Annotated in this window: 14 protein-coding genes; 6 read left to right on the top strand and 8 right to left on the bottom strand. The window is 62.6% G+C overall.

What is annotated here, in order from left to right; genetic code table 11:
- Positions 1-25: 25 nt before the first annotated feature.
- The 6 genes from gcvP to ACFOW7_RS13430 all read left to right on the top strand — a co-directional run bounded on the left by gcvP (position 26) and on the right by ACFOW7_RS13430 (position 8,657).
- Positions 26-2,893, top strand: coding sequence for an aminomethyl-transferring glycine dehydrogenase (gcvP, locus tag ACFOW7_RS13405; RefSeq protein ID WP_378165052.1), 2,868 nt, complete (start codon positions 26-28; stop codon positions 2,891-2,893).
- An 81-nt stretch (positions 2,894-2,974) separates the two neighbouring features.
- On the top strand, positions 2,975-3,421 hold the full coding sequence (locus ACFOW7_RS13410) for a tetratricopeptide repeat protein (protein WP_378165054.1): 447 nt from the start codon (positions 2,975-2,977) through the stop codon (positions 3,419-3,421).
- Between the two features lie 81 nt (positions 3,422-3,502).
- On the top strand, positions 3,503-4,942 hold the full coding sequence (locus ACFOW7_RS13415; RefSeq protein ID WP_378165056.1) for an aminoacyl-histidine dipeptidase: 1,440 nt from the start codon (positions 3,503-3,505) through the stop codon (positions 4,940-4,942).
- 132 nt (positions 4,943-5,074) lie between these two features.
- Positions 5,075-6,268, top strand: a complete 1,194-nt coding sequence (locus ACFOW7_RS13420) for an AAA family ATPase (RefSeq protein ID WP_378165058.1) — start codon at positions 5,075-5,077, stop codon at positions 6,266-6,268.
- Complete coding sequence (locus tag ACFOW7_RS13425) at positions 6,265-6,846, top strand: DUF4276 family protein (RefSeq protein WP_378165060.1); 582 nt, start codon at positions 6,265-6,267, stop codon at positions 6,844-6,846. Before ACFOW7_RS13420 ends, ACFOW7_RS13425 begins: the two co-directional genes overlap by 4 nt.
- Before the next feature lie 176 nt (positions 6,847-7,022).
- Complete coding sequence (locus ACFOW7_RS13430; RefSeq protein ID WP_378165063.1) at positions 7,023-8,657, top strand: amidohydrolase family protein; 1,635 nt, start codon at positions 7,023-7,025, stop codon at positions 8,655-8,657.
- A gap of 171 nt (positions 8,658-8,828) precedes the next feature.
- Here ACFOW7_RS13430 and ACFOW7_RS13435 read toward each other — a convergent pair whose 3' ends face one another.
- The 8 genes from ACFOW7_RS13435 to tkt all read right to left on the bottom strand — a co-directional run bounded on the left by ACFOW7_RS13435 (position 8,829) and on the right by tkt (position 19,426).
- Positions 8,829-9,623 carry a CsgG/HfaB family protein gene (locus ACFOW7_RS13435; RefSeq protein WP_378165065.1) on the bottom strand — a complete coding sequence of 265 codons (795 nt, stop codon included), beginning with the start codon at positions 9,621-9,623 and terminating at the stop codon, positions 8,829-8,831.
- A gap of 195 nt (positions 9,624-9,818) precedes the next feature.
- Positions 9,819-10,013, bottom strand: coding sequence for a hypothetical protein (locus ACFOW7_RS13440; protein WP_378165067.1), 195 nt, complete (start codon positions 10,011-10,013; stop codon positions 9,819-9,821).
- 168 nt (positions 10,014-10,181) lie between these two features.
- Complete coding sequence (locus ACFOW7_RS13445) at positions 10,182-12,482, bottom strand: S8 family serine peptidase (protein ID WP_378165070.1); 2,301 nt, start codon at positions 12,480-12,482, stop codon at positions 10,182-10,184.
- 468 nt (positions 12,483-12,950) lie between these two features.
- The gene (gene fba / locus ACFOW7_RS13450; RefSeq protein WP_378165072.1) at positions 12,951-14,015 is read right to left on the bottom strand and encodes a class II fructose-bisphosphate aldolase; all 1,065 of its coding nucleotides are present in this window, start codon (positions 14,013-14,015) and stop codon (positions 12,951-12,953) included.
- 84 nt (positions 14,016-14,099) lie between these two features.
- Positions 14,100-14,936 (bottom strand): DUF4349 domain-containing protein, encoded by an 837-nt coding sequence (locus ACFOW7_RS13455; protein ID WP_378165074.1) that lies wholly within the window; start codon positions 14,934-14,936, stop codon positions 14,100-14,102.
- A 7-nt stretch (positions 14,937-14,943) separates the two neighbouring features.
- Positions 14,944-16,113 carry a phosphoglycerate kinase gene (locus ACFOW7_RS13460; RefSeq protein ID WP_378165076.1) on the bottom strand — a complete coding sequence of 390 codons (1,170 nt, stop codon included), beginning with the start codon at positions 16,111-16,113 and terminating at the stop codon, positions 14,944-14,946.
- A gap of 97 nt (positions 16,114-16,210) precedes the next feature.
- On the bottom strand, positions 16,211-17,224 hold the full coding sequence (gap, locus tag ACFOW7_RS13465; protein WP_378165078.1) for a type I glyceraldehyde-3-phosphate dehydrogenase: 1,014 nt from the start codon (positions 17,222-17,224) through the stop codon (positions 16,211-16,213).
- A gap of 204 nt (positions 17,225-17,428) precedes the next feature.
- On the bottom strand, positions 17,429-19,426 hold the full coding sequence (gene tkt / locus ACFOW7_RS13470) for a transketolase (protein ID WP_378165080.1): 1,998 nt from the start codon (positions 19,424-19,426) through the stop codon (positions 17,429-17,431).
- Between the last annotated feature and the right edge of the window lie 248 nt (positions 19,427-19,674).

A 19,674-nucleotide genomic window follows, 5' to 3' on the forward strand; every position in this document is an offset into this window, starting at 1 on the left:
ATTGTCCGTATCCCAGAGGTCGCCCATGACATCGCTGTTCCAGCTCGAGAACCATCAGGAATTCATCCATCGCCATATCGGCCCTGACCAGGCCGAGATCGACGCCATGCTCCAGGTCGTCGGCGCCGAGTCGCTCGACGAGCTGACCCGCCAGACCATCCCCGCCGGCATTCTCGGCGGCAGCCCGTGCCGGCTGCCCGATGCCGTGGGCGAAGAGGCCGCGCTGGCCCGTATCGGGGCCATCGCCGCCAAGAACAAGCTGCCGAAGTCATTCATCGGTCTGGGTTACCACGAGACGGTCACCCCCAAGGTGATCCTGCGCAATGTGTTCGAGAACCCGGGCTGGTATACGGCCTACACGCCCTATCAGGCCGAGATCTCGCAGGGCCGGCTGCAATGCCTGCTCAACTATCAGCAGGTGGTGCTCGACCTGACCGGTCTTGAACTGGCCAATGCCTCGCTGCTCGACGAAGCCACTGCCGCCGCCGAAGCGATGGCCATGGCACGCCGGGTGTCGAAATCGGCCTCGAACCGCTTCCTGGTCGACCGCGACGCCCTGCCGCAGACCATCGATGTGCTCAAGACCCGCGCCAGCGCCTTCGGCTTCGAGCTGATCTACGGCACGCCGGCCGAGGCGGCCGAGCACGATGTGTTCGGTGCCCTGTTCCAATATCCCAATGTCGATGGCGAGATCGGCGACATCGAAGGCGCGATTGCCGCGGTCAAGGCCATGGGCGGCCTGGTCACGCTGGCCTGCGACCCGATGGCACTGGTGCTGCTCAAGTCGCCCGGCGCGCTGGGCGCCGATATCGCGATCGGCTCGATGCAGCGTTTCGGCGTACCGATGGGCTTTGGCGGCCCGCACGCCGCCTTCTTCGCCACCCGCGACGAATACAAGCGCTCGGTGCCGGGCCGGATCATCGGCGTCTCGGTCGACGCCCAGGGCAACCCGGCGCTGCGGATGGCGCTACAGACGCGCGAGCAGCATATCCGGCGCGAAAAGGCCAATTCGAATATCTGTACCTCGCAGGTGCTGCTGGCCAATATCGCCTCGCTCTACGCGGTCTACCACGGCCCGGAAGGACTGCGCCGGATCGCCCAGCGCATCCACCGGCTGGCGGCGATCTTCGTCGAGGGCTTGAAGCGCCTGGGCATCAAGGTGCAGACGCGCCGCTTCTTCGATACGGTGGTGGTCGATCTGGGCGCCCGCGCCCATGAAGCATTCGAAGCCGCGCAACAGGCCGGCTACAACCTGCGCCATGTGTCGTCGAGCCAGCTTGGCATCAGCTTCCACGAGAAGGCCGGCCGTGCCGATGTGATGGCGCTGTGGCGTGCCCTGGCCGGCGACGCCGCCCGGGCGCTCGACATCGACCAGCTCGACCAGGACTGGCCGGCCGCGCTGCCCGAGACGCTCAAGCGTCACGACGCCATCCTGACCCATCCGGTATTCAACGCCCATCACACCGAAACCGAGATGCTGCGCTTTATCAAGAAGCTGCAGAACAAGGACCTGGCACTCGACCATTCGATGATCTCGCTGGGCAGCTGCACCATGAAGCTCAATGCCACCAGCGAAATGATCCCGGTGACCTGGCCGGCCTTCGGCGATGTGCACCCGTTTGCCCCGACCGAGCAGACCAAGGGCTATCTCGAACTGATCGAGGGCCTGGCTGAACAGCTCAAGGCGATCACCGGCTTTGACGCGATCTGCATGCAGCCCAACTCGGGCGCCCAGGGCGAATACGCCGGCCTGCTGGCGATCCGCCGCTACCACGAGGCACGCGGCGAAGGCCATCGCAATGTCTGTCTGATCCCCAAATCGGCCCACGGCACCAATCCTGCCACCGCGCAGATGATGAGCATGCAGGTGGTGGTGGTCGAGTGCGACGCCAACGGCAACGTCGACGTCGAGGACCTCAAGGCGCGCGCGGCCGAGCATGCCGAGCGGCTGGCCTGCCTGATGATCACCTACCCGTCCACCCACGGGGTGTTCGAAGAGGCGATCCGCGAGATTTGCGAAGTGATCCACCGCCACGGCGGTCAGGTCTATATGGACGGCGCCAACCTCAACGCCATGGTCGGGCTGGTCAAGCCGGCCGAGATCGGTGCTGACGTCAGCCATATGAATCTGCACAAGACCTTCTGCATTCCGCATGGCGGCGGCGGCCCGGGCATGGGTCCGATCGGTCTGAAGTCGCATCTGGCGCCGTATATGGCCAACCATGTGGTGGTGCCGATCGACGGCCCGCACCGTGGCCAGACCGCCGTCTCGGCCGCCCCGTTCGGTTCGGCCTCGATCCTGCCGATCTCGTGGATGTATATCACCATGATGGGCGGCGAAGGTCTGCGCCGGGCCACCCAGGTGGCGCTGCTCAACGGCAACTACATCGCCACCCGCCTCGCCGAGCACTATCCGGTGCTCTACCGTGGCAAGAACGGCCGGGTCGCCCACGAGTGCATCATCGATCTGCGCCCGCTCAAGGCCACCACCGGCATCACCGAGGTCGATATCGCCAAGCGGCTGATGGACTATGGCTTCCATGCCCCGACCATGAGCTTCCCGGTGCCCGGTACCTTTATGATCGAGCCGACCGAGTCCGAATCGAAGGCCGAAATCGACCGCTTTATCGAGGCAATGATCGCCATCCGGATGGAAATCGCCTCGGTCGAGTCGGGCGAATGGCCGGCCGACAACAACCCGCTCAAGCATGCGCCGCATACCCAGTCAGTGCTGCTGGGTCAGTGGGAGCGGCCGTATAGCCGCGAACAGGCTGCCTTCCCGCTGCCGTGGGTGCGCGACAACAAGTTCTGGCCCAGCGTGGGCCGGATCGACGATGCCTACGGCGACCGCAATGTGGTCTGCTCGTGCCCGAGCATCGACGCCTATCGTTAGGCGGGGTCTATCCCCGTCCCTGGACCAAACCCGGCGCAAGCCGGGTTTTGTCCGTACTTCAGCCAGCCGGAGCGAATTCCCATGAGCATTCTCCCGAGCATCCTGCATGAACCGATCGAAGCGCTGTGCGAGCAGGGCGACAAGTTGTTCGAGCAAGGCAACTATGGTGCGGCCCTCCAGAAATATCAGGAAGCGGAAACCCTGCTGCCCAGCGACCGCGAGCGCTGGGAAGCCACCACCTGGGTAATGGCCGCCCTGGGCGATGCCCGCTTTTTCCTCGGCGATATCGAAGGCGCCGCCGAAGCCTTTGCCACGGCGCAGCGCTGCCCCAATGGGCTGGGCAATGCCTTTATCCATCTGCGTCTGGGTCAGTGCGAACTCGAACTGATGCGGCCAGAACGGGCGCTGGAGCAGCTGGCCGAAGCCTACCGCCAGGGCGGCATTGAGATCTTCGAGGATGAGGAAGACAAATACCTCGACTTCCTCAAGACCCGGGTCGATCTGCCCGAGTTTTCCGGTCAGGCCTGAAAATATTCATTTTTTGATGTAATTGGCTGCAAGTCTTGCAGAGTATTTTCCTTTTATTTTAATTAACGACTGCTTCGACCCATGACCTTTCCGCTTCCCAACGCCAATCCGGTCTGGCCACATTTCCAGGCGCTGTGCGCGATTCCGCGTCCCTCCAAACACGAGTCGCGGTTGCGCGACCATCTGTGTTCCTGGGCCAGGGCGCGTGAGCTTCACCACGAGGTCGACGCGGCCGGCAATCTGCTGATCCGCAAGGCGGCAAGCCCGGGTAAGGAAAACTGCCCCGGCGTCGCGCTGCAAGGCCATCTCGATATGGTGTGCCAGCAGAACGAAGGAACCGGACACGATTTTCATCGCGACCCGATCCGCCCAGTGATCGAAGATGGCTGGCTGGTGGCGCGCGATACCACGCTGGGCGCCGACAACGGCATCGGCGTCGCCCTGGCGCTGGCCGTGCTCGATAGCCGCGAACTCCGGCATGGTCCGCTCGAAGTGCTGTTCACCGTGGACGAGGAAGCCGGCATGGGCGGCGCGCGCGGTCTGGCGCCCGGCTGGTTGCAAAGCGCCATGCTGATCAATCTCGATACCGAGGAATGGGGCAGCTTCTATCTGGGCGCGGCCGGCGGGGTCGATGTGGTGGCGAGCCGGGGCTATGCCGAAGAGGCCATCCCGGCCGGACACGAGGTGCTGCGGCTATCGGTGTCGGGCCTGGTCGGCGGCCATTCGGGCGGCGATATTCATCTGGAACGCGGCAACGCCATCAAGCTGCTGGCCCGGGTGCTCGAACGGCTCGGCCACGACTGGCGACTCGCCCGTCTGCAAGGCGGCACCGCCCGCAACGCCCTGCCGCGTGAAGCCTGGGCGGTAGTGAGCCTGCCTGCGGCGGCGATCTCAACGGTCCGCGCCGACATTGCCGCGATCGAGACCGAATTCCGCGAGGAGCTGGCAGGCGTCGATGGCGGCGTCACGGTGCGGCTCGAACCGGACTGTGCCGACCAGGTCCTGGTCGCGGCCGATCAGGCTACCCTGCTCAACCTGCTGCGCGCCCTGCCGCACGGGGTACATCGGATGAGCCGGCGGGTCGAGGGTGTGGTCGAGACTTCCAATAATCTGGGCGTTGCCAGACTCGCCGAGGGCCGCTTCGACGCCACCTTGATGGTGCGCTCGCTGCTCGCTTCGGGCACCACGGCCCTGAGTGGCCAGATCGTCAGCATCCTCAAGCTCGCCGGCGCCAGTGCCGAATTGCGCGGGGCCTATCCTGGCTGGGCGCCCGATCCCGACTCCCGCCTGCTGACGCTGATGCGCGAAGTCTACCGGCGCGAATTCGCTGCTGAGCCGGAAATCCGGGTGATCCATGCCGGCCTCGAATGCGGCCTGTTGGCGACCAAGTACCCGCATCTGCAGATGGTGTCGTATGGCCCGGATATCCGTGGCGCCCACGCACCGGGTGAACGGGTCGAGATCGCTTCGGTCGACCGTTGCTGGCAGTTGTTGACGGCGACGCTGGCGGCGATCAGCTGACTTCAGTCCTAGCCATAAGTGGCGGATGGCCAGAACTCATAGCAGAAAAATTATTCTCCCTGAGTTTGAAGATTACCCGATCATTCAAGCCATGCAGCCTGCACCTAGCCATTGTGCGTGGAGGAAATCATCATGAAAATCGAATCCATTCGCCTGAAGAACTTCAAGGTATTCCGAAATGTCCACCTGAAGAATATTCCGTCCTTTCTGGTAGTGGTCGGTGCTAATGGCTCGGGGAAATCCACCTTATTTGACGTATTCGGCTTTCTGCACGATTGCTTAAAGGGCAATGTACGCCATGCACTCGATAAGCGTGGACGGTTTGGCGAGGTAATCAGCCGTGGCTGTGACCCCAAAAAAGATTCCATCCTAATAGAAATTCAATACCGGATGGAAATCAGCAATGTTGAACGCCTAGTCACTTACTCGCTAGAAATTGGCGAGCAAGGTGGAGCGCCAATAGTTCTGAAAGAACTGTTAAAGTATAAGCGTGGTCGTTATGGCAGCCCGTATCATTTCCTCAATTTCTCCAATGGGGAAGGATATGCAATCACCAACGAAGAGGATTTTCAGAAACCAGATGAGGAACTGGATCGAGAAACACAAAAAGTATCCCCTGATACCTTGGCAATCAAGGGGCTTGGCCAGTTCGAGCGGTTCAAGGCAGCCAATGCTTTTCGTCAATTGATCGAGAACTGGCATGTTTCTGATTTTCATATCAATGCTGCACGTGGACGTAAAGATGCTACCGGAGAAAATGAGCATTTGTCGGAAACAGGAGAAAATCTCCCCCTTGTAGCACGCTATCTTCATGAACAGCACGAGGAGGTTTTCCAGCGCATCCTGGATACGATGAAAGAGCGTGTACCTGGAGTCACTTCAGTAGAACCCAAGCTGATGGATGACGGTTATTTAACGCTACGTTTTCAGGATGGCTCATTCAAGACACCTTTTCTTGATCGCTACGTTTCTGATGGCACGATCAAGATGTTTGCTTATCTGGTCTTGCTATATGATCCAAAGCCTCATCCACTGTTATGTGTAGAAGAGCCGGAGAATCAGCTATATCCCAAGCTCATGGCCGAGCTCGCTGAAGAATTTCGTAGCTATGCCAATCGAGGTGGACAGGTTTTTGTCTCTACTCATTCACCGGACTTCTTAAATGCGATGGAATTGGAAGAAGTCTGCTGGTTGGTAAAGAAAGAAGGCCGTACAGAAATCCAGCGTGCCCAAGATGATCAGCAGATCGCCAGATATGTTGCCGAAGGAGATCAGCTTGGTTATCTATGGAAACAGGGTTTCTTTGAGGGAGTGGATCCGCAATGAGGGAGTTGGTGTTTCTTCTGGAAGAGCCTTCTGCTCGTGCCATGTTGGAATCTCTCTTGCCGCGAATATTGTCAGAAGAAATTAATTTTCGGCTGATAGCTTTCGAGGGCAAGCAGGATCTGGAGAAGCAGATTACCCGAAAAATTCGAAGTTATCTGAACCACCATGCTCGCTTTATCGTACTGCGAGATCAGGATAGCCACCCGCAATGTCAGAAATTAAAACAGAACTTGCTTGACCTATGCCATGCCTCTGGAAAAGGCACCCACTGTATGGTTCGGATCGCCTGCAGAGAGTTGGAAACTTTTTATCTTGCTGATCTCCAGGCAGTTGAACAAGGGCTGAAAATTAGAGATTTAGCCTCGAAGCAATCCTCCTCAAAATTCAGATCTCCTGATTATCTTGGCAGCCCGAGCCATGAACTTAAAACACTGACCAAGCAGCGCTATGAAAAAGTTTCCGGCTCAAGAGAAATTGGAAAATACTTGAAACTGGAAAATCACCGTTCACCCAGCTTCCGCAATCTGATTGCAGCAATTTATCGTCTCCAGCGGGATCTGCTAGCCATTGATCTTTAGTAAACTCCAGCCCATCATCGATTTCCCCTGGAAATCTCTGCATTCTCCTCAATAAGAAATTCAATCTCAAATCATCGAAAAGCCGTATAGACGTAACTGGCCAGCAATTTAGTAAATCGGTAAGTTCACACCACCCAAATTACAAGCAAATTATTCATCTCAAGGGAGAAACGCCCATGAACAAGTCCCTGCTGCTCACCCTGGCTGCCACGCTGGCCGGTTGTGCCCAGTTGCCGCGTCCACAGCCCGGTGTGGCGTTTGATGGTGCGGGATATCCGGTCGAAGTGTGCGATGCGGCCTATGCCGGTCGTGCGGCCCGCTGTGAATTGAGCGGCAGCGGGACGGCGCAGCGCTTCAAGGGGATGGTGCTGAGCGACGGCAAGCTGCTGGTGGGTGGTGAAATCCGGATCGAGGCCGACGGTCGGATCAGTGCCGTGGCCTGTCGGGTGCCGACGGAGCAGGCCGTGAGCATCGATTGCCCGGGTGCAGTGATTTCGGCTGGATTTATCAATCTGCACGAACACATCGATTACTCCTATCAACAGCCGCCACAAGCGCCGACCCTGCGCTGGGACCACCGTCATCAATGGCGCCAGCTGGCCGCCTCGGCACGTGGTTTCGAGGGCGATGCGCCCAAGGACGAGACGGTACGCACCGAAGTCAGCGAACGCGCCATGCTGCGCCATCTGCTCGGCGGCACCACGGCGCTGTCGGGAGCCAAGGACTACCGCGCCTTCACCCGCAATCTGAAGCTCGCCGACGGCGCACTGGGCGTGCCGGCCGGTCTGCCGGTGATCGACAATACCTTCCCGCTCAACGACGGCCGCACTTACGCCACCCCCACCGCGCCTTGCAATGCCGAGCAGGCCGGGGCGGTGAAGTTCAATCCGGCCAATCCCTTTGTGCCGCATGTCGGCGAAGGGGTGAATCCTGGCGCACGGTTTGAAGTCGATTGCCTGCTCGATGCGCTCCAGAGCAAGACCACGCCCAATGCCTTTATCCATGGCGTCGCCATCAGCGAAGCGCAGATCGAGCGGTTGAAGCAGCAGAATGTCGCCGTGGTGCTGTCGCCGCGCTCCAATCTGGAACTGTATGGCGCCACCGCCCCGATTCCCGCCCTGCGCCGCGCCGGCGTGACACTGGCGCTTGGTACCGACTGGTCGCCGTCGGGTTCGCTGTCGATGTTCGACGAGATGCGCTGCATGGCTCGCTACAACCAGCAGAATCTGAACGGTCTGCTGAGCTGGGCCGACATCCACCGCATGGCGACGGCCGGTGGCGCCGATGCAGTCGGGCTCAAGGGTCGGATCGGCCGCTTGCTGCCTGGCGAGAATGCCGATCTGGTGCTGATCGACAGCCAGGGCGCCAATAGCCTGGCCCGGGTGCTCGAAGGTGCCGCACTCAGGGAGACGCTGGCGGTGTTTATTGGTGGACGTGCCGCCATGTTCCCGACCGACTGGGATAGCCGCCTCACCGCCAAGCAGGAACGCTGCGAAACCGACCCGCGTCAGTTGTGCGGGCAGAGTCGGGTGGTATGCGGAGCCAATCCGCAACGGCCGCTGGCACGACTGCTGGCCCAGGCGACCTACAGCATCGACGACGCCCGTCTGTGCCGCCCGGCCCCGACCGATGATTGCGTGCCGCAACGGCCCGGCCAGTACGATGGCCAGCCGCGACCCGATGATCGCGACGGCGACGGCGTGAAGGATGCCGAAGACAACTGCCCGGCCCTGTTCAACCCGCCGCGTCCCGATGAAAACGGCCGCCAGCCGACCATGCAAGGTGTGGCGGGCTGTCAGACTCGCGGATAAGCAAGCTGTCGATGCCTTGCCTTGGCGGCGACGCTGGTAGTGGCTCTTCCTCGTTTCCGATCAGAGGATGGAAAAACGGCGCCCCATCCGGATAGAGGGGGCGCCGTGGTGTTGAGTGGGATCGGTGGTCAGCGCTGACCGGACCGTGCAGACACAGCCTTGATGGCTGACTCAGGGTTTGGCCGCATCGGCCCGGGTCGCCACCGGAGGCGGCATGGACTTGCGGGCCAGCACATCGGTCTGGGGCACCAGCTTGTTGATGGCGTCGAGCATGGCGGCGGCGATGACCTTGCCTTCGTTGGACGATTCCCAGCCCAGGGCGCCGGCACCACCGCCACCGATCGCCAGACCGCCGGCACCGAGATCAGTGATCCGCGCACTGCCCTCGGCGGCGCTGAGCTGCTCGGTGGTTTCGTTGTCGGTCAGGAACAGCACCACCTGGGCTTCCTTGATGGTGACGCCGGCCACCGCACCGGCGATTTCCGCCAGGCCCGGGATCATCCCGGCGATGCCGGCTGCCTGCTCGCCGGCCTTGGTTTCGCTGAAGGCCAGATTGGGCGTGATGCTGTACTGCGCTTCGATACCGCGCTGTTTACGCACGGTCTGACCCGGCCGCAGCACGCCCTTGTCGGCCAATTCCTGCTCGCGCTCGGCCGCAGCCAGACCGGCAGCGCGGTCAACCACACGGAAACAGCCGCTTTGCTGCATAAGCAGCCGCAACAGCGGCAAGGGCGACTCTGGCAGGTTGAAGCGCGACAACTGGCCGCCATAACGGTTGGGATCTTCGACCAGGGCCACCGTTGCCACCGGCTGCTGGCACTTGACCAGCTCACGGGCGGCCCCACGGGTACCGGCACTGCCGGCCGAACCGCTGATGATCGAGCCGCCCTGGCCCAGTTCGGTCTTCTCGCCACACGCGGTCAGCGCCAGGGCTGCCGTCAGCAAGATCATGCTCGGAACTCGCATCGTCGTTTCTCCTGCTCCATGTCAGGCGCATCGTAACAGGACCGCCCACCGCCCGGTGGTACAGCGACTGCGCCAAATTTTAGGCCACCGACCCGGACAGGTCGGTGGCCCAACGTATTCGACAGCGATTTGAAACTATTCCTCGGGTACTGCTTCGCTCACTACTTGATGACTACCTCGACGGATCAGACCCACTTAACCATGTTGACCACTGCCTTCGAGGCCGGACAGTTTCACCGTGGCGGGCGTCTGGGCTTCCAGAACCGGGCCGATGGCGACTGCCAGTTTGTCCATCGAACGATCGACGAAGTGGCCGAATCCTGCCAGCGCCGCCAGCGACAACAGCACTGCGGCGCTGAAGCGGACGATGCGGGTGGACAGGGTAGACATGGTTGGCTCCAAGGGTTGGTTGAAATTTGATAAGCGGAGTATGGCCAGTCGCCTCCGCTGCCGCGACCGGCTTGCGACCAACGACGGAGAAGCAGGCGTGAACGACGATAGGTGGAAACGAAAACGCCGCTTCAGAACCTGAAGCGGCGCTAGCGGCGCATGGACGGCTTAGCGGAAGGTATAGATGGTGTCGTACTTCTTATTGACCAGCATATCGTTGTCATCGACCCCATAGCCTGCCAGCACCGAGATACCGGCCAGCAGGCGGGCGTCGAACTCGCTCAGGATCGGGAATTCGATCCGCTCGGTCGCCGTCTCGGTCTTGGCGACACCCAGCGGCAGCTGGAACGGTTCCCAGCGGCCGTTATTGAGCACGAACAGCGCCCCGCCCGGCAGCATCGCAGCGATATACAGCCGGACCGGCTTGCCGACGTCGGTGCTAAGCGGGGTGAATACCGCTTTGAGGCTCAGCTTGTCGGACGTCCCGGTCGCCACGCCTTCGATCTTGGCCAGCGTCACACCGCTATTGACGGCCTGATAGGCCCGGTTGGCGTCGAGAATGCCGTAGCCCCAGGCATGGTTGGGATTGGCCGGCATCAACACCCCATGGCTGTACTGCGGCAGCGTGCCGGTGAACTGGTTGGTCTGCACATTACTGAACAGCACCCGTTTGACCTCATCGGGCGTGAGATTGGGGTTCTTCTGCAATAGCAGGGCAATCGCCCCGCTGACATGCGGGGTGGCCATACTGGTGCCGTTGTAGGCCACATGCTGGTCGTCGGCCTCGATCACCGTCTTGTCGTCGCGTTTGGCGTCATGGGCCAGCGAGGCCATGATCATGGCGCCCGGAGCGGCGATCTCGGGCTTCATGATTGCCGGGCATTTGCCCAGATTGCTGCAATTGCGCCGTGGACCACGGCTGGAGAAGGCGGCCACATCGCCGAGCGCACCGTGGTTGGTGTTGCTGCTGGGGCCGTTGAGGCTGTTCCAGTTGGTCTTGGTGACATAGGCCGCCACCGCGATCACCTGGGTGGCGCTCGCCGTGTCGGTCAGAATCTGATGCGTCACCGCCTCGGTATGGTCGGTAAACACTCCGTTATTGCCATCGTCCGCCCCGACCATGCTGAAGCTGCTGCCTGCCGCTGCCACCTTGGCGGTGAGCTGGATCGACCATTGGCCCGGCATCAAGGGGCTGCTGCCCGGATTGAAATTGACCCGGATCTGCCGGTCGTCATTGGTCGGATTGATATCGGTCGAAGTCATCACCAACTGGCCGCACGGGGTCTCTTTGGTGACGACGCCGCCGCCTGCGTCGAGGGTTTCGCTGGCGCATTCGGCCTGCGGGCCGACGATCTTGATCGAATACTGGTTGGTGCCCGGATACCAGATTTCCACCGTCTGTGCCTTGTCGTGCGGCAGCCGGTAACCCACGGTGACGGTCTCGCCCTGGGTGATATTGCCGAAGGCGCGGATCTTGTCGGTCGATTCGTTGCCGGCGGCGCCGACCAGGATAAACCCGGCACTGGCTGCATTACTGAGCGCCCGCTCATAGTTGGAAGTACCGTCGCGCGCGCCGTAGTAGCTGCCCAGCGATAGATTCACCACGGCCGGCTTACCGAGCGCCTTGGCTTTCTGCTTGATGTAGTTGACCGCATCGACCACCGCATTGCCGGTGCTGACGCCACCGCCGATCGAATTGGCCACGATCAGATCGGCCATCGGGGCCATGCCGACAAAGCGGTAATTCGACTGACTATTGCCCGAGGCCGCGCCATTGCCGGAGGCGATCCCGGCCACATGGGTGCCGTGGTTGCCGCTCGACGGTTGCCGACAGGCCATCGAGCTCACGCCTTCGCTGATCGCCTGATTGATCATCGCCTGGGTGCATTCGCCGCCATAGTCGAAACCGCTGGGCGGGCTGCCGGCAGTGCCGCTGGCGCGCTGGTCCCACAGGGCGAGAATGCGGCTGGTGCCATCGGGCTTGCGGAAGTCGGCATGGCGGAAGTCCACCCCGTCGTCGATCACCCCGACCACCACCCCCTGGCCGGTAACTCCGCCCCAGTTGGGTGCGCTGCCGGTGCGCAGAGTGTCGGCGCGGGTGGCCGGAACGCTGGCGTCTAACCTGGCGCGCATCTCGCGTGCCGCCTCGATATAGATCACCTCGGACAGGGCCGTGAGCGGCCTGAGTTTGGACAGCGGAATTTCCACGCTGGCCACGTCGCCCGATACCGAGCGCACCTTGACGCCCAACGATCGCGCGGCTTCGAGGCCGCGTCCTTGATAGCGCAGCAGCGCCAGCACCGAGGGTTCCGCCGCAAAGGCCGAGCGCGCCAGCGCCGCCTGCGGCAACACCCGACCAGCCAGCGCCGGTTGCTGCTGAACGGCCAACAGCGCCGCGTCGAGTTTCCCGGCATGCACTGCCGGGGCCAGGGCGGCCACAATGGCCAGACAGATCAGACGACGCTTCATGGTAGTCAGGACTCCCGGGGGTGGTCGGTGGATATCCACCGAGTTATAGGTCAAGCATTTGATAGCACCCAACCAAGGTTTGCCAGCCACGGCCCGCTGGCTTCGGCCGACAGCCTGTCGCGGGCTTGCGCCGAGCGGTCCACGGCGCTTATCTATCCCACTCCCTATGGGAAGTCATATTTATATGAAGACTTATTTTTATATTTTTCCTAAACATTGCCACCTATCTTGTGCTATTTAGTCCGAATAATTGATTTTTCTTCCAGAGGGAGAATCGGCTCGCGCGCCCAATAGACACCCAATAGAAAAAGCCCGCTTCTTATCAAAGCGGGCTTTTTTCGGCTCGGCGATTAAAGCCGACGGCTAGCGCATGTCCAGACCATTCGGTGTCCGCGGGTCCGGACCTCGACGCGCCGGCCAGGCTTGGCGGCGACACTCTCTAAATGGACAGGCTCTATTTGCACCCGATCAGCGCACGATGGCAGCCAATTCACCTTTCTTGTAGCGCTCGGCCATCTTTTCCATGCTGATCGGCTTGATCTTGGCGGCCTGACCGGCCGAACCGAAGGCTTCGAAGCGCAGCTTGCAGATGTCGCGCGCCGACAGCATGGCGTCCTTGAGGAATTTGCGCGGGTCGAATTCGCTCTTGTGGGTGGCCAGATGGCGGCGGATCGAGCTGGTCATGGCCAGGCGGATATCGGTATCGATATTGATCTTGCGCACGCCATGGCGGATGCCGGTAACGATTTCCTCGACCGGCACGCCGTAGGTTTCCTTCATTTCGCCGCCGAATTCGCGGATCACCGCCAGCCATTCCTGCGGCACGCTGGAGCTGCCGTGCATCACCAGATGGGTATTGGGGATGCGGTCGTGGATCGCCTTGATCCGCTCGATGGCCAGGATGTCGCCGGTGGGCTTGCGGGTGAACTTATAGGCGCCGTGGCTGGTACCGATGGCGATGGCCAGGGCGTCCACCCCGGTCTGCTTGACGAAGTCGGCGGCCTGCTCCGGGTCGGTCAGCAGCTGGTCGTGGCTCAGCAGGCCTTCGGCGCCGTGGCCGTCTTCCTTCTCGCCCATGCCGGTTTCCAGCGAACCGAGGCAGCCCAGCTCACCTTCGACCGACACGCCGATCGCATGGGCCATTTCGACCACCTGACGGGTGACGCGCACGTTGTAGTCGTAGTCGGACGGGGTCTTGGCGTCTTCGAGGAGCGAGCCGTCCATCATCACGCTGGAGAAGCCCGAGCGCATCGCCTGGATGCAGACGGCGGGGCTGGCGCCATGGTCCTGGTGCATTACCACCGGAATATGCGGATAGGCTTCGACGGCCGCCAGAATCAGATGGCGCAGGAAAGGCTCGCCGGCGTATTTGCGGGCACCAGCCGAGCCTTGCATGATCACCGGGCTGTCGCACTCGTCGGCAGCCTGCATGATGGCCTGGACCTGTTCCAGATTGTTGACGTTGAAGGCAGGCAGCCCGTAGCCGTTTTCGGCGGCGTGGTCGAGCAATTGGCGCATCGAAACGAGGGGCATGGTTCACTCCGGAAAAACGGGTTGATCGATCAGGAATTGGAAATAAGCGCAATCACCAGCCAGCGCCGGCCGGGGAGGCACGGCTCAGCCGGCATGCCGTCTGGCTTCACGCCGACGCCGCCAGGCACGCCGCAGCGGCCACGACAGCAGATAACCCAGCAGCAGCCAGGGCAGCGTGATCACCGTAAAACTCAGCAAAGCCGCCAGACTGGACGCAAACAGATGGCCGGTTTCATTCCAGGCGTCGCGCAGCGGCTCAAACGCGCTGCGCTCAAGGGCCGACGGCTCGACCTGGAGCTGCACGGTGATCCGCTCCAGCTCGGTCAACTGCGCCAGCACCTTGCGCTGGGCCGCCAGACTGTCGAGCTGCGACTGGGTTTCGGTCAGGGCCTTTTGCACTTCGAGCACATCGGCCAGCTTGGTGGCCGGCGTGGCCAGCATGCTGCGCAGCCGGTCGCGGGCCTCGGTCAGATTCTTGAGCCGGGCTTCGACATCGATCACCTCGGCGGTCTTGTCCTCGCTGTCGCGCCGGCTGTCGATCAGCCGGCCACCCTTGGCCAGCGCAGCATGGAACGCCGCGACCCGGGCCGGCGGCAGACGCAGGGTCAACTCGGCCTCGGGCCGGCTGCCTTCGCGCTGCGAGAAACGGCTCGATACCACTTCGCCGCCCAGGGCCAGCGCCTGGGCTTCGATATCGCGGTACAGCGACTCGATCCGGGCGGCGGTGGTCTGCACCAGCAGATGGTGGCTCACCGCCAGATAGCGGCCGCTGCCTCGGCTCGACTGGGCCGCTGCCGCACCGGCCGGCGCGGCAGCGGGTGCCGCGCTGTCCGGAACGGACGCCACCAGCTTGGCGTCCGAACAGCCGAACAGGGCCGTCAGCGCCAACAGCAGACCGAGCAGTGCAGCGGCAAGGTTCATCGTGGGCTCAGGCTCGCTCGGCCAGGATTTCCAACGCCGGCAGGGTGCGACCTTCGAGGAATTCCAGGAAGGCGCCGCCACCGGTGGAAATATAGGAAATCCGTTCGGTGACACCGTATTTGGCCACTGCCGCCAAGGTGTCGCCACCTCCAGCGATCGAGAAGGCGGAACTGGCGGCGATGGCCTCGGCCAGCACCTTGGTGCCGTTGCCGAACTGGTCGAATTCGAATACCCCGACCGGGCCGTTCCACACCACGGTACCGGCGCGGGCCACCACCTCAGCCAGCGCCTTGGCCGACTGCGGACCGACGTCGAAGATCATCTCGTCGGCTTCGACTTCGGCCAGCGGCTTCACCACTGCCGGCTCGGCGGCATCGAAACGCTTGCCGACCACCACATCGGTGGGCAGCGGCACATCGCCGCCGCGCGCCCGCAGCTTGGCCATCACCTGGCGGGCCGCTTCGACCAGATCGGGTTCGGCCAGCGACTTGCCGATGGCGTGGCCTTCGGCCAGCAGGAAGGTATTGGCGATGCCGCCGCCCACGATCAGCTGGTCGACCTTGTCGGCCAGCGATTCGAGAATGGTCAGCTTGGTCGATACCTTGGAGCCCGCCACCACCGCCACCAGCGGTCGCGCCGGCTGGGCCAGCGCCCGGCCCAGTGCTTCGATCTCGGCCGCCATCAGCAGACCTGCCGCCGCCGCCGGGGCGAACCTGGCCACGGCATGAGTCGAAGCTTCGGCGCGGTGGGCAGTGCCAAACGCATCGTTGACGAACACATCGCACAGGGCAGCGTAAGCCTGACCCAGCTCCTCACTGTTCTTCTTCTCGCCCGGATTGCAGCGCACGTTTTCCAGCAGCACCAGCTGACCCGGCTCGACCCGATAGCCGCGCCAATCCTGAATTACTGGCACCTTACGGTTCAAAAGCTCACCAAGCCGCTCTGCGACTGGCGCGAGTTTGTCCTCTTCATTGATCTGGCCTTCGGTGGGTCGCCCCAGATGGGTCATGGCGATCACCCCGGCGCCGGCGGCGAGGCAGTGTTCAATGGTGGCGAGGCTGGCGCGGATACGGGTGTCGTCACCCAGGCGCCCATCCTTGACGGGCACATTCATATCGACGCGGATCAGCACGCGCCGGCCAGCGAGGTCGAGATCGGTGAGTTTGGTGAATTCCATGGCGTTCACGGGCAGGAGTGGAAGACGGGCGCACTGTAGCAGCGGCGCCCGCCGTAGTGGCCGCGACCCGCCTACGGGCGGATGCGGCCGCTGCGCCTTAGGCGGCGCGCATCATGGCGAGGGCGGTGTTGAGCATCTGCACCGAGAAACCCCACTCGTTGTCGTACCAGGTGCCGATCTTGACCAGATCGCCGTTGGATACCTTGGTCAGGGTCGAGTCGAAGATCGAGGCTTCGTTGGTGTGGTTGAAGTCGATCGACACCAGCGGCAGATCGTTATAGCCCAGCACTCCCTTCATCTCGCCGTGGGCGGCGTCGCGCATCAGGGCGTTGATCTCTTCCTTGCTGGTGGCACGGGCAGCCTGGAACGTCAGATCGACCATCGACACATTGATGGTCGGCACCCGCACGGCAAAGCCGTCGAGACGGCCGTTGAGTTCGGGCAGCACCAGCCCCACGGCGGCAGCGGCACCGGTCTTGGTCGGGATGATGCTCTGGGTGGCGGAACGGGCACGACGCAGGTCCTTGTGCCGCACATCGGTCAGCACCTGGTCGTTGGTATAGGCATGCACCGTGGTCATCAGGCCCTTGACGATACCGATATGGTCGTTGAGCACTTTGGCCACCGGGGCCAGACAGTTGGTGGTGCAGGAAGCATTGGAAACCACGGTCATCGCCGAGGTCAGTATCTGATGGTTGACGCCGTAGACGATGGTGGCATCGACATCCTTGTCGCCTGGGGCCGAGATCAGCACCTTCTTGGCGCCGGCATCGAGGTGGGCTTGGCATTTGGCCTTGGAAGTGAAGGCACCCGTGCATTCGAGCACCACATCGATCCCCAGGTCGCCCCAGGGCAGCTCGGCCGGGTTGCGGGTGGAGAAGAAGCGGATATTTTCGCCGTTGATGCGCAGCCAGTCGCCATCGGCCTTGACGTCGGCGTTGAAGCGGCCGTGGACGGTGTCGAATTTGGTCAGGTGGGCATTGGTGGCGAGATCGCCTGAGGCGTTGATCGCCACGATCTTGAAATCTTCGCTGCGACCTAGTTCGTACAGCGCGCGCAGAACGTTGCGACCGATGCGTCCGTAGCCGTTGATGGCAAGGCGGATGGACATGCTCGAATTCTCCTGAGGCTGGCTTTCGCACCACCACCGCGACGGCATGTAGTTGCGAAAAAATGACTACAAAGTTGCGATTTTACCCGGCCCGGGCGCTGGAGTGCGACTACATTGCATCATCCGCACCGCGTCATCATTACCACGCAGAAACGCCCCGGTCCTGGCGCAGGACTGGGGCGTTTCCGTTCAGGTCAGTGCCGCTTACAGCAGCGAACGACCGGCGGCGACCACCGCCTCGACCGTGATGCCGAAATGCTTGTACAGCGCCGGCGCCGGCGCCGATTCGCCGAAGGTGTCGATACCGACCACGGCGCCCTCGCCTTCGAGACCGACATACTTGCGCCAGAAATCGCTCACTCCGGCCTCGACCGCCACGCGCGGCACGCCGCGCGGCAGCACGCTGGCCTTGTAGGCGGCGTCCTGGCGGTCGAACACATTGGTCGACGGCATCGATACCACCCGGACGCGCACGCCCTCGGCCGCCAGCTGTTCGCGCGCCTTGAGCGCCAGATCGAGCTCGGAGCCGGTGGCGATCAGCACCAGTTGCGGCGCGCCGCCGTCGGCCTCGCGCAAGACATAGCCGCCACGGGCGATCGATTCGATCTGGGCCGCGTCGCGGGCCACGAAGGGCAGGTTCTGCCGGCTCAGAATCAGGCTGGCCGGCCGCTGACGCGATTCGATCACCTCGGCCCAGGCTACGGCCGTTTCGGTGGTGTCGGCCGGACGCCAGACATCCATATTGGGCACATAGCGCAGCGTGGCGGTCTGCTCCACCGGCTGGTGGGTCGGACCGTCTTCGCCCAGGCCGATCGAGTCGTGGGTGAACACGAAGATCGGGTTGATCTTCATCAGTGCCGCCATCCGCAGCGCATTGCGGGCATATTCGGAGAACATCAGGAAGGTGCCGCCATAAGGCCGCAGGCCGCCGTGCAGCGCCACGCCGTTCATGATGGCGGCCATGCCGAACTCGCGCACGCCATAGCTGATGTAGTTGCCCTGGCCTTCGTCGGTCAGCCACTTCGAGCCCGACCAGTTGGTCAGGTTGGAACCGGTCAGGTCGGCCGAGCCGCCCAGCATTTCCGGCAGTGCCGGCGAGAAGGCTTCGATGGCGATCTGGCTGGCCTTGCGGGTCGCCACGGTCTGACCGGCTTCGGCGATCTTGTTGATCGCGCCACGGCGCACTTCCTGCCAGTTGGCCGGCAGTTCACCGCGCAGACGGCGCTCGAGCTCGGCGGCCAGTTCCGGATGGGCGGCGCGGTAGGCGGCAAAGCGGCTGTTCCAGTCGGCTTCGCGCGCGGCGCCGGCCTCGCGGGCGTTCCAGCCGGCGTAGACGTCTTCGGGCACCACGAACGGGGCATGCGACCAGCCGATATGGGCGCGGGTGGCCTCGATTTCGGCCGCACCGAGCGGCGCGCCGTGCACATCATGGCCGCCCGCCTTGTTGGGCGAGCCTTGACCGATCACGGTCTTGCAGCAGATCAGGGTCGGGCGGTTGCTTTCGGCCTTGGCGGCCACGATGGCGGCGTCGACCGCGTCGATGTCGTGGCCGTCGACGCCGGCAATCACCTGCCAGCCATAGGCTTCGAAGCGTTTCGGGGTGTCGTCGGTAAACCAGCCCTCGACATGGCCGTCGATCGAGATGCCGTTGTCGTCCCAGAAGCAGATCAGCTTGCCCAGGCCCCAGGTGCCGGCGAGCGAGCAGACTTCGTGGCTGATGCCTTCCATCAGACAGCCGTCGCCGAGGAAGACATAGGTATGGTGGTCGATCACTTGATGACCGGGCCGGTTGAACTGGGCGGCGAGCAGTTTTTCCGCCAGCGCCATGCCGACGGCGTTGCTGATGCCCTGGCCGAGCGGGCCGGTGGTGGTTTCGATGCCCGGGGCGTAGCCGTATTCGGGGTGGCCCGGGGTCTTGGAATGGAGCTGGCGGAAGGACTTGAGATCGTCGATCGACAGCTCGTAGCCGGTCAGGTGCAACAGCGAATAGAGCAGCATCGAACCGTGACCGTTGGAGAGCACGAAGCGGTCGCGGTCGGCCCAGCCCGGGTTGGCCGGGTTATGGCGCAGATGGCGGTTCCACAGGGCAAAGGCGATTTCGGCCATGCCCATCGGCATGCCGGGGTGGCCCGAGTTGGCTTGTTGCACGGCATCCATGGCGAGGGCACGGATAGCGTTGGTCAGATCGGTACGGGAGGCCATCGAGATCTTTCTTGCGCTGGTTGGCAGGGAAAAGGCGCGCGGCCCGACGGCGCGGACCGCGAGAAGCGGGCGCATTATCGCCGACCCCGCCACGAGCGGCAAGCTAAGTCTTTGTATATCAAGCGGATTGCCAGCAAAAAAGTAGTTTTGTTACAGACAGCTCAACGGCAAAACTTGAGCCGCACTACCAGTCGGGTCGGCCATAAAAAAGGACCGGCATGGTTGGCCGGTCCGCAAGGTTTCAGCAG

This window comes from Chitinimonas lacunae (assembly GCF_042650885.1).
Classification (GTDB): domain Bacteria; phylum Pseudomonadota; class Gammaproteobacteria; order Burkholderiales; family Chitinimonadaceae; genus Chitinimonas_A; species Chitinimonas_A lacunae.

Excerpts from the sequence above, each read along its gene's own strand:
- gcvP (WP_378165052.1), top strand. The coding sequence starts at position 26 with ATGACATCGCTGTTCCAGCTCGAGAACCATCAGGAATTCATCCATCGC.
- ACFOW7_RS13410 (WP_378165054.1), top strand. The coding sequence starts at position 2,975 with ATGAGCATTCTCCCGAGCATCCTGCATGAACCGATCGAAGCGCTGTGC.
- ACFOW7_RS13415 (WP_378165056.1), top strand. The coding sequence starts at position 3,503 with ATGACCTTTCCGCTTCCCAACGCCAATCCGGTCTGGCCACATTTCCAG.
- ACFOW7_RS13420 (WP_378165058.1), top strand. The coding sequence starts at position 5,075 with ATGAAAATCGAATCCATTCGCCTGAAGAACTTCAAGGTATTCCGAAAT.
- ACFOW7_RS13425 (WP_378165060.1), top strand. The coding sequence starts at position 6,265 with ATGAGGGAGTTGGTGTTTCTTCTGGAAGAGCCTTCTGCTCGTGCCATG.
- ACFOW7_RS13430 (WP_378165063.1), top strand. The coding sequence starts at position 7,023 with ATGAACAAGTCCCTGCTGCTCACCCTGGCTGCCACGCTGGCCGGTTGT.
- ACFOW7_RS13435 (WP_378165065.1), bottom strand. The coding sequence starts at position 9,623 with ATGCGAGTTCCGAGCATGATCTTGCTGACGGCAGCCCTGGCGCTGACC.
- ACFOW7_RS13440 (WP_378165067.1), bottom strand. The coding sequence starts at position 10,013 with ATGTCTACCCTGTCCACCCGCATCGTCCGCTTCAGCGCCGCAGTGCTG.
- ACFOW7_RS13445 (WP_378165070.1), bottom strand. The coding sequence starts at position 12,482 with ATGAAGCGTCGTCTGATCTGTCTGGCCATTGTGGCCGCCCTGGCCCCG.
- fba (WP_378165072.1), bottom strand. The coding sequence starts at position 14,015 with ATGCCCCTCGTTTCGATGCGCCAATTGCTCGACCACGCCGCCGAAAAC.
- ACFOW7_RS13455 (WP_378165074.1), bottom strand. The coding sequence starts at position 14,936 with ATGAACCTTGCCGCTGCACTGCTCGGTCTGCTGTTGGCGCTGACGGCC.
- ACFOW7_RS13460 (WP_378165076.1), bottom strand. The coding sequence starts at position 16,113 with ATGGAATTCACCAAACTCACCGATCTCGACCTCGCTGGCCGGCGCGTG.
- gap (WP_378165078.1), bottom strand. The coding sequence starts at position 17,224 with ATGTCCATCCGCCTTGCCATCAACGGCTACGGACGCATCGGTCGCAAC.
- tkt (WP_378165080.1), bottom strand. The coding sequence starts at position 19,426 with ATGGCCTCCCGTACCGATCTGACCAACGCTATCCGTGCCCTCGCCATG.